The following is a 5,299-nucleotide window of genomic DNA, read 5'->3' on the forward strand; positions in this document are numbered from 1 at the left end:
GTTTATGCCTTGCGCAGCACCCCCGATGACGATCAGCGACAACACGCCGGACGCGCAGATGAAGGCGATGCGGGCAACGCTGTCGGCGTCCGGGCTGGTCGCGTCGTTGACCAGGGCTTCGACAAAGGCCCAGAAAAACAGAACCGCGACGACCAGCAATGCGGTGGCAAGCGGCGCCACGACAACGAAATTGTCGAGGTTGACGAAGCGGGTACCCTCGATTGTGGCACCGATCACGCCGAGCGCCGCCGCCACACCACGGTTTCCGTCGATGCAGATGAGCGCAAGCAGGGCGAAAACAATCGTCCAGTGCAAGGTCAGAAAAGAGGTCAGTACCTGTCGCATCGGTGTTCCTGCTTCGCAAAGCAGGAGACGGCCAATCTGAACCATTGCCTGCTTGCGCCGGGACAGTGGGCCTTGCCGCTCGCCATCGCAACGGAAACCATTTGTTAAGGTTAACGGAAATTAGCCATATGCGAGAGGATACGGACCAACGCCTCAAAACTGTGGATGGCGCCGGTTTTTGCGATGCTCGCGGCTCAGTTCACCGGCGGATAGAGCGTGTCGATGATCATGCGTGCATCGTGGCGCGAATCGATCATGCCATAGGTGTTGCGCCATTGGCCGGCCAATCGCGTCTCGACGAAAGCGTCGGCGATCCGCCCTGCCCCCAGACGGCGCAATTCTGCCGCCGCAGCCGACAGAGCCAGCTGCTCGGTGAGCAGCCGAGCCGAACCTTCGTCGGTTGTAGCGACCTGCATCGCCGCCTTCAGCACGCCGATCGTGCCGCGTCCGCCGGCGCCGAGATCGCGGTCGATGCCGGCCAGCACATCCTCGAACAGGCCGGGCGCACGGCCAAGCACGCGCAGCACGTCGAGCGCCATGACATTGCCCGAGCCCTCCCAGATCGCGTTGACCGGGGCCTCGCGATAATAGCGGGCGAGCGGCGCCTCCTCGACATAGCCATTGCCGCCGAGGCACTCCATCGCCTCATAGAGCAAAGGCGGCGCGATCTTGCAGACCCAGTATTTGACGACCGGCGTCATGGCGCGGGCAAACGCCGCTTCACCGCGGTCGCTGGCCGCCTCGTCGAAGGACCGCGCCAGCCGGAACGACAGTGCGGTGGCGGCGGCGACATCGAGTGCCATGTCGGCCAGCACGCGCTGCATCAACGGCTGCTCGATCAGGGTCGAACCGAACACCTGACGATGGCGGGCATGATGAACGGCCTCGGCGAGGCCCGCGCGCATGATCGCCGACGAGGCGATGGCACAATCGAGCCGGGTGAGCGTCACCATGTCCATGATCGTCTTCACACCGGCACCGGGTTCGCCGACCATCTCGCCGATGGCATTGACGAATTCGACTTCGGAGGATGCGTTGGAACGGTTGCCGAGCTTGTCCTTCAGCCGCTGGAAGCGGAAGCCGTTGCCCGAGCCGTCACCGAGAACGCGCGGTACGAGGAAGCACGACAGCCCCTCCGGCGCCTGCGCCAGCACCAGGAAGGCATCCGACATCGGCGCCGACATGAACCATTTGTGCCCGGTCAGACGATAAAAACCGCTGCCGGCGCGTTCCGCCCTCGTCACATTGGCGCGCACATCGGTGCCGCCCTGTTTCTCGGTCATGCCCATGCCGAGCGTCAGCCCGGTTTTCTCGACCGGCGGCTTTTGGCTCTGGTCATATTTGCGCGTCGTCACGCGCGGCGCCCATTCACGAAACAGTTTCGGGCTGGCCATCAAGGCCGCTAGCGAAGCGTTGGTCATGGTGATGGGGCACAGATGCCCGGTCTCGAGCTCCGCCGTCAGATAAAACCGGGCGGCACGGACCTGATGGCGGCGGCCGATCTCGGTGTCGCCGTTTTCCCACACCGAGGAATGCAGCCCATTGGCCACGGAGCGGCGCATCAAGGCGTGATAGGCGGGATGGAACTCGACCACGTCGATGCGCCGTCCTTGGCGATCATGCGTCCTCAGCTTCGGCGTCTCGACATTGGCGAGGCGCGCCAGTTCCTGCGCCTCCTGCGTCAGCACGAAACGGCCGAGACCGTCGAGTTCCCGGCGCACCGGATCGGAAAAACGCTCCGCGAGCTGGATCAGCAACGGATCGCCCCGCCAGGCGTTGCCGCCCGTCAGCGGCGGCGGCTGGTTCGTCACGTCGTCGGTCACGCCCAATCCTTCTATCGTCAGAAAGCCACGAATCCGAGGCTGTCGGCTAGATATAGCCAAGCCATGCAGCGCGCGCGATGAAAATACCGGCCGATACAATCGGCCGTCTACACGAAAAAAATGAGGAGAACGGCTCCAATGCAAAGCTGGCGCTTGCAGCCGCAAAGTCTCCACCCTATAGCAGCCCCTTGAGATGACCGACGCTTCGTCCCCCTATCCTCATCGCCATCTTCTGGGCATCCGCGACCTTTCCCCTGCCGACATCGAGCTGTTGCTCGACAGGGCGGACCGGGCGGTCGCGATCTCGCGGCAGTCCGAGAAGAAAACCTCGACGCTGCGCGGCCGCACACAGATCAACCTGTTCTATGAAGCCTCGACGCGCACGCAGTCGTCGTTCGAACTGGCCGGAAAGCGGCTTGGCGCCGATGTCATGAACATGTCGGTGGCAAGCTCTTCGGTGAAGAAGGGCGAAACGCTCATCGACACGGCGATGACGCTGAATGCCATGCGGCCCGACATACTGATCATCCGCCACCAGTCGGCCGGTGCGGCCGCGCTTCTCGCGCAGAAGGTCGGCTGCTCCGTCGTCAATGCCGGCGACGGCGCGCATGAGCACCCGACACAGGCGCTGCTCGACGCGCTGACCATCCGCCGCGCCAAAGGCCCGCTGTCGAAGCTGATCGTGGCGATCTGCGGCGACATCCTGCATTCGCGCGTGGCGCGCTCCAACATCATGCTGCTCAACGCGCTCGGCGCGCAGGTGCGCGTCGTTGCGCCGTCGACGCTGCTGCCCACTGGCATCGAGAAGATGGGCGTCATCGTCACCCGTTCGATGGCCGAAGGCCTCAAGGACGCCGATGTGGTGATGATGCTGCGCCTGCAGCGCGAGCGCATGGAAGGCGCCTTCGTGCCTTCGGTGCGCGAGTATTTCCGCTATTTCGGCCTCGATGCGGAAAAACTGAAGGCGGCCAAAGACGACGCGTTGGTGATGCACCCCGGACCGATGAACCGTGGCGTCGAGATCGCTTCGGAAATCGCCGACGGCCCGCAAAGCGTCATCCAGGAACAGGTCGAAATGGGCGTTGCTGTGCGCATGGCGGTCATGGAAGCGCTGCTCGATCCCCGTCGCAACCAAGAGGGCCGCGGCGCATGAGCATAACGGTCTTTGAGCGCGCCCGCATCGTCGACCCCTCGCGCGGCATCGACGAGATCGGCGCCGTCATCGTCGATGGCCGCAAGATCGTTGCCGCCGGCAAGGCAGCGCTCAACCAGGGCGCGCCCGAGGGCGCCACCATAATCGACTGCGCCGGCAAGGCGATCATTCCAGGCCTGGTCGATGGCCGCGTCTTCATCGGCGAACCGGGCGGCGAGCATCGCGAAACCATTGCGTCGGCGAGTGTCGCGGCGGCGGCTGGCGCCGTCACCTCCATCGTCATGATGCCCGATACCGACCCAGTGATCGACAATGTGGCGCTGGTCGAGTTCGTGCTGCGCACCGCGAAAGACACGGCTATCGTCAACGTCTTTCCGGCAGCGGCGATCACCAAGGGCCTCGACGGGCGCGAGATGACCGAGTTCGGCCTGCTGCGCGAAGCCGGCGCGGTCGCCTTCACCGATGGCCGCCACACCATATCGAGTGCGCTGGTGATGCGCCGCGCGCTGACCTATGCGCGCGACTTCGGCGCCACCATCGTGCATGAGACGCAGGATGCGGACCTCGGTTCATCCGGCGTGATGAATGAAGGCCTCTACGCCAGCTGGCTCGGCCTTTCCGGCATTCCGCGCGAGGCCGAATCCATCCCGCTGGAACGCGACCTTGCGCTGGCGCGGCTGACGCGCGGTTCGTACCATGCGGCGAAGATCTCGACGGCGATGGCGGCAAACGCTGTAACGCGTGCCAAGGCCGACGGGGCGACGGTGACGTCGGGCGTGGCGATCCACAATCTGTCGCTCAATGAAAACGATGTCGGCGAATACCGCACCTTCTTTCGCCTGACGCCGCCATTGCGTGCCGAGGAAGACCGGCTGGCGATGATCGAGGCGGTCAGGGACGGTACGATCGACGTCATCGTCTCCTCGCACGATCCGCAGGATGTCGACACCAAGCGCCTGCCCTTCGCCGATGCGGCGGCCGGCGCCATCGGGTTGGAGACGCTGCTGGGCGCGGCCTTGCGGCTCTACCACAATGGCGACGTGCCGTTGCTGAGGCTGATCGAGACCCTGTCCACGGCCCCGGCAAAACTGTTCGGACTGCCCGGTGGCACGCTGAAGCCCGGCGCTGTCGCCGATCTTGCGCTTGTCGACCTCGACGAACCCTGGATCGTCAGCGAAAGCGGCATTCGTTCGCGCTCAAAAAACACCTGTTTCGAAGGTGCGCGCCTGCAAGGCAAGGTCTTGCAAACTCTGGTTGCGGGCCGCACAGTGCTCTCCGTCTGAGCCGGACAACCCGCGCACCGCGCCTGATCCGGCCAAACTGGGGGAAATGCGGGGGAAACAATGACTTACAGCCTCATCCCATCGCTTGTGTTCGGCTATCTCCTGGGCTCGATTCCGTTCGGGCTTCTGCTCACCCGCGCGGCCGGCCTTGGCGATGTGCGCCAGATCGGCTCGGGCAACATCGGCGCCACCAATGTTCTGCGCACCGGCAACAAGGGCCTAGCCGCGGCGACGCTGTTGCTCGACGTGCTGAAGGGCACGGCCGCCGTGCTGATTGCTGGCTATTTCGCGCCTGACCTGGCGATCTGGGCCGGTCTCGGCGCCTTTCTCGGTCATCTCTTCCCGGTATGGCTGGGCTTCAAGGGCGGCAAGGGCGTCGCCACCTATCTCGGCGTGCTGATCGGCCTTGCCTGGCAGGTAGCGCTGATCTTCGCCGTCGTCTGGCTGGTGATGGCATTCCTCTTCCGTTATTCCTCGCTTGCGGCGCTGACGGCGGCGGTCATCGTGCCGATCGCCCTCTATGTCCTGAGCACGCCGCAAATTGCCGGATTGTTCGTGGTGATGAGCGTCATCGTTTTCATCAAGCACCGGGAAAACATTTCGCGCCTGCTTGCCGGCACCGAGGGCAAGATCGGAGCCAAGGGATGAGCGAGCCGACCGCCGGGCCGCGCCTCAGCGACCGGCAGCGGCTGAGC

General features: G+C 64.5%; 4 protein-coding genes and 1 pseudogene. 3 read left to right on the forward strand and 2 right to left on the reverse strand.

Features of this window, described 5'->3' with window-relative positions; all coding sequences use genetic code 11:
- Together EN991_RS22235 and EN991_RS22240 are read right to left on the reverse strand one after the other, a co-directional pair.
- A pseudogene (locus EN991_RS22235) lies at positions 1–345 on the reverse strand (hypothetical protein); the annotation flags it as partial.
- Positions 346–539: 194 nt separating this feature from the next.
- Positions 540–2,168, reverse strand: a complete 1,629-nt coding sequence (locus tag EN991_RS22240) for a DNA alkylation response protein (RefSeq protein ID WP_127369565.1) — start codon at positions 2,166–2,168, stop codon at positions 540–542.
- Positions 2,169–2,361: 193 nt separating this feature from the next.
- Between EN991_RS22240 and EN991_RS22245 the strand changes: the two genes are divergently transcribed.
- The 3 genes from EN991_RS22245 to plsY are packed head-to-tail and all read left to right on the forward strand — an operon-like array spanning position 2,362 to position 5,252.
- Positions 2,362–3,321: an aspartate carbamoyltransferase catalytic subunit gene (locus EN991_RS22245; protein WP_013531794.1), complete on the forward strand. Its 960-nt coding sequence runs from the start codon at positions 2,362–2,364 to the stop codon at positions 3,319–3,321.
- On the forward strand, positions 3,318–4,604 hold the full coding sequence (locus EN991_RS22250) for a dihydroorotase (protein WP_127369566.1): 1,287 nt from the start codon (positions 3,318–3,320) through the stop codon (positions 4,602–4,604). The genes EN991_RS22245 and EN991_RS22250 overlap by 4 nt, the downstream gene beginning before the upstream one ends.
- Positions 4,605–4,664: 60 nt before the next feature.
- Positions 4,665–5,252, forward strand: coding sequence for a glycerol-3-phosphate 1-O-acyltransferase PlsY (gene plsY / locus EN991_RS22255; RefSeq protein ID WP_013531796.1), 588 nt, complete (start codon positions 4,665–4,667; stop codon positions 5,250–5,252).
- Positions 5,253–5,299: the final 47 nt, after the last annotated feature.

Origin of the sequence: Mesorhizobium sp. M7A.F.Ca.US.005.03.2.1 (assembly GCF_003997795.1) — a bacterium.
GTDB classification, from domain to species: domain Bacteria; phylum Pseudomonadota; class Alphaproteobacteria; order Rhizobiales; family Rhizobiaceae; genus Mesorhizobium; species Mesorhizobium ciceri.